The 4,636-nt window shown below is 32.8% G+C and carries 5 protein-coding genes; all 5 read left to right on the forward strand.

Going from position 1 to position 4,636, the window contains the following annotated elements; translation table 11 throughout:
• Positions 1–506: hypothetical protein (locus ACA086_RS14785; protein ID WP_371004118.1), on the forward strand; the 506-nt coding region annotated here is incomplete at its 5' end.
• A 212-nt stretch (positions 507–718) separates the two neighbouring features.
• The gene (locus ACA086_RS14790) at positions 719–1,360 is read left to right on the forward strand and encodes a hypothetical protein (RefSeq protein ID WP_371004120.1); all 642 of its coding nucleotides are present in this window, start codon (positions 719–721) and stop codon (positions 1,358–1,360) included.
• Between the two features lie 926 nt (positions 1,361–2,286).
• Positions 2,287–2,742, forward strand: coding sequence for a hypothetical protein (locus ACA086_RS14795; protein ID WP_371004122.1), 456 nt, complete (start codon positions 2,287–2,289; stop codon positions 2,740–2,742).
• A gap of 253 nt (positions 2,743–2,995) precedes the next feature.
• Entirely contained in the window at positions 2,996–3,721 is a 726-nt protein-coding gene (locus tag ACA086_RS14800) for a DUF6090 family protein (protein WP_371004124.1), read from the forward strand.
• A gap of 106 nt (positions 3,722–3,827) precedes the next feature.
• On the forward strand, positions 3,828–4,421 hold the full coding sequence (locus ACA086_RS14805) for a hypothetical protein (RefSeq protein ID WP_371004125.1): 594 nt from the start codon (positions 3,828–3,830) through the stop codon (positions 4,419–4,421).
• Positions 4,422–4,636: the final 215 nt, after the last annotated feature.

The raw sequence follows: 4,636 nt of genomic DNA on the forward strand, positions 1-4,636 counted from the left end.
GCCTTTCCCTCGCTAATCTTTTCCGGAAAGCCCGGAAAACCAACCGCGGGCACAACGCCGTAAAGCAGCGCCGAACGCATAGCCAGGGCCGTTGTGCAACATTATTTATGGTTAATAGATCAAAGATTGTTACTGCGCTAATAAAAAAGTACGAGAACGGCTATATCTCAAAAGAGGAGGCCGTTAAATCTATCAATCAAAATACGAACAATCCTATAGAAATTTATGATCTTCAGAATTATTGGAGATCAGAAAATCTTGAAGATTTCGTTGAAAGAATAACATACGAAAGTCTTAAAGACTGGAAGCAGATTGATGACAAAACTGCACTTAAGTTGATTGAAGAAATACAAAAGAATTGGAATGATATCTCTATTCGAGAAAGAAATTCTGAAGCATTGGAAAAAAGGTATGCGAAAACTTCTGGGTATATGATTTCAATTTTAAATGAGTCTCCTCGTGAAATATTAAAAAGGCTAAAGGAGGATAACACCATTTATCTATAATAACGTTACACAACAACGGCTATAATTCATTTTGGCTGAGACCAACTTCAAATATTTATTCTATTTTTAAAATAAAGAAACAGGTTAAAGGCTAAACCTGGCAGCTCGCCTTGCCTCCGTTAATTTTTCCTGCAAGGCAGGAAACCCAACGCTGGGCTCGCTGCTAAGTCAAAACGAAATCATAGCCAAGACCGTTGGCTACAATTTAAGAAATGAGTGCTAAAATCACATTAGGAAAAATAATTGGAACTGAAAAAATAGCTCATATTTCAAAAGTTGAAAATGGATTGAAATGTAATTGCGAATGTGTAGAATGTGGAGAAAAGTTAATCGCTGTAAATAATAAAAATAACAAAAGGGAAATACATTTTAGACACGAAATTGAATCTGATTGTAAAGGCGGAATTGAAACGGCTCTTCATCTTTTAGCAAAACAAATAGTAGCCGAAAACAATTCAATAAGATTAGCTGACAATAAATATTTTGAATATTCAAAATCGGAAATTGAAGTTACATTATCTGACTACAGTCCAGATGTTATAATTGAAAAAACAGAATCAAATCAAAAATGGTTAATTGAATTAGCAGTTACCAGTTTCATAGGAACTGAAAAATTAGAAAAAATAAAAAGAGACAATTTAAACTGTTTAGAAATTGACTTAAACAAAGTAGATAGAAAAATTAATTCGAGTGAATTAAAAGAATTAATTATAAATAATCTTGAAAATAGGACTATTCTAAATCAAGAAAACACAGAAATTGATAAAGAGAAAAGTGATGAAAATTACTGGGTGTATGCAATTGGAATTTTAATTGCATTTCTTGGATTCAGAAGATTATTTAAAAGAAAATAACTGTAGCCAACACCGTATATAAAAAATTGCTGGTGTTGTGCTAAAACAAAGGTCGTTGCACGTTTGCCACGTCTGATTTTCCTTCGGAAAATCCTCTCACTCAAACACGCAACTTTCCATATACAAACACGTTAGCTACAATTAAAAAGAATCAGTGTACTTCAAGACAATAAATCTAAATCATCTTGCAAATGACATAATTGAAAAGTCAATTCGAGAATCCTCTTCGAAAAGAAATACATCACTTGACTTTAAAAGGACGTCATTTTATGTTCTTGATGAAAAAAAGTTTCTAGCTTCCGAAAATGATAACAAAATGACAATTAGTAGAATACGAACCATTTTCGAGCTTTTTATGCCAAAACTTATTTTAAGATTTAAGAAGAATAATTTTCAGAGAATTAAAATCCGTTATAGTCTTTCTACCTTCCTAATTGCTTGTTTCCTAATAATAAGTTTAGTCCTTAATGTTATCTATTCTATAAATTCAGGAACCATAAACTCTAAAATTTATGGGATAGCAATTTTATTATTGATTTTGATTTTTCTTACTATCCTTGAAATAAGGATATACCAAAGGCAATTGAAAAGAATAAAAAAATAAACTGTAGCTAACAACGGCTATAATCCAGCGCTGCTTTAGTACTTCCCTGAAATTTCCTACATTTAAATAAAACAAGGAACTGGCTAGAATGTGAAACGGTCAGGGCTCGCTTTTCCCGGCGCTAATTTTTCCTGCAAGGCAGGAAACCCACCGCTGAGCTTCGCCCTTAACACCGCGCCGAGATCATAGCCAAGACCGTTGTGCTTCATTATAATCAACCAAATCAAGTATTGGAACCTTTTAATAACAATAAGCCGAGAGCTATTAACTAACTTTGAGAATGAATAGGAATAGTTTTAATAAACCCTCAAAATTTTTCAACATGAAAACAAAACTACTTACACTTTTAACTTTTTTTTCCCTCGTATCAATAACTTTAACCCATGCACAAGAAAGCACCTTAGGAAAGGACGTTAGGGAAGTGCTTGATCAATATGGGAGTGCTGTGGGCAGTAAATCATTCTCAAAGATGGCAGACTGCTTCCACGACGATGCGATGATCCTACCGGAGGGGAAACCAATTGTTAAAGGCCGTAAAGAAATCATAGAAAGTTTCAAATGGTTTGAATCCCTTGACTTTAATGAACAGTTCATCATTGAAGAAGTAATCACGGCAGGTGAATATAGTATCGCCCGAACTAGAAATATAGGAAGCTGGAAAGATCCAAAGACGGCTGAAAGTGGAAACTTTGAAGTGAAAGGATTGCTGATATTAAAACCCGATCAAAATGGGGATTTAAAGATTTACAGGTATATGTTCAATAATAATGGAAAATAAGTATTCCTGCCATAAATGTAATAGGATACATTATTAGTTTAAGGTGAAAACGAAATAATATGTAAAGTATGTAATAATGAATTTTAAAAATAACGAAAGCACAACAATGGCTATAATTCATTGTGGTTTTGTGCCACACCAAAATAAAAGTATAAATCGAACGGCTGGATTTCGGCGGAATAATCCTGCGGATGATTCCACAACGAAACCATAGCCGAAACCGTTGTGCTTCATTTAAATCAAACATTAACCAATGGCAAAATTCTTTAGAAAAATAAGACAGAATATGATTAAGGATAAAAAGGTCATTAATTATCTTCTTTATGCTATTGGTGAAATTATACTCGTCGTAATTGGAATTTTAATTGCGCTAAGTATCAATAATTCGAATGAATTAAAAAAAACACGAGATGCAGAGAAAGTCTATCTAAAAGAAATAAAGAGTGATTTAATACAAGATACATTATTCTTATCTCAAATAATTAATGATCATAAATGGCGAATTGCTCAATTAATGTCCCAAGATATAACTATTGACTTGATATTCGAGGAGATTATTGGTGAGCTTCCTATAGTGGAAGGAGTATCTGAATTAGAATATATTTTCTTTACAGACAGAAAATTTCGACCAAAAATCGGAACTTATAATTCAATGATATCCGAAGGAAAATCAAACATAATAAGCAATCGTGAACTATTTAATAATATTCAAAACATCTATGAATTGGAAGTTCAAAATAACATAGCTATTGGTGAAGATGTGTTGGATCGTTCCACAGAATTAAGAAATAAATATGCATATGAAATAAAATATGGTGATTTTGGCTCACCAATTACAATTACAGACAAACGAATATTAGCTGATATTTATATTTCATCGAGACAACTTAATTATTATACAAGGCAATCAGTTTTATTAAAAAAGAGCATATCAGAATTAATCGAACTAATAGATATTGAATACCAATCTTTGGAATAGAATAACCAAAGTTGACTTCAAACGTATATAATCCTATACTTGGAGTTCACATTTAATAATTGTAACAAATCTTACACGTCCTATTGTACAAACAATATAAATATAAATGAAAAATCAAATTCTACTATTACTTGCATTAGTATTATTTAGTTCCTGTAAGAACTCAACTAAATCAAATACAACCAACCAGCCAACTCTAACTGATTATCAGGTTGGTGAGAAATGGGTCTGGAAATATAAAGGTGTGACTACTGAAGGAGAAGTACGCTCTGATGGAACAGATACAAGAGAAATAGTAAGTTTTGACGGAACCTTAGGTATGACTATTGGAAAAGATACTATTCCCGTTACCGAAATCGTTAAACCAGAAGTAAGCGAAACACCAAAGTACGACTGGCCTCTTGAAGTAGGTAAAAAATGGAAATATGAAAACAGTTGGACAAGTCAAGACGGAACTACTGGAAACCAAAGTCAGAATGCCGAAGTACTATCATACCAAGAAGAAACAGTAGAAGCGGGAACATTTATGGCCTACACAATTAAATACACTGGAAAAACGACTAATTCCAGAGGATATAACGCAAATGAAACAGAAGTTTGGTTATACGCACCTTCTGTAAAAAATTTCATAAAACTAACTCAAAACCAAGGTGATTTTCACTATGTGGAGGAGTTAATCGAATATTCAAAACCAAAATAAATAAACGAAAGCACAACAATGGCTATAAGTAATTGCTTGTTCTCGCTTACTTCTGAAAATCCGCAAGGATTTTCAGTTTGGTGTGTACTTGCTAAGTTAAGTACTAAACCACGCAACTACTCATAGCCGAGACCGTTACCAATAATTGCGCTTTTAGGAGTTGTCAAGAATTGTAAAAGAATAAGTTGAAGTTCTTTCCTCAATTTAGCATTAAC

It is taken from the genome of Muriicola sp. E247, from assembly GCF_041358175.1.
Lineage (GTDB): Bacteria > Bacteroidota > Bacteroidia > Flavobacteriales > Flavobacteriaceae > Muriicola.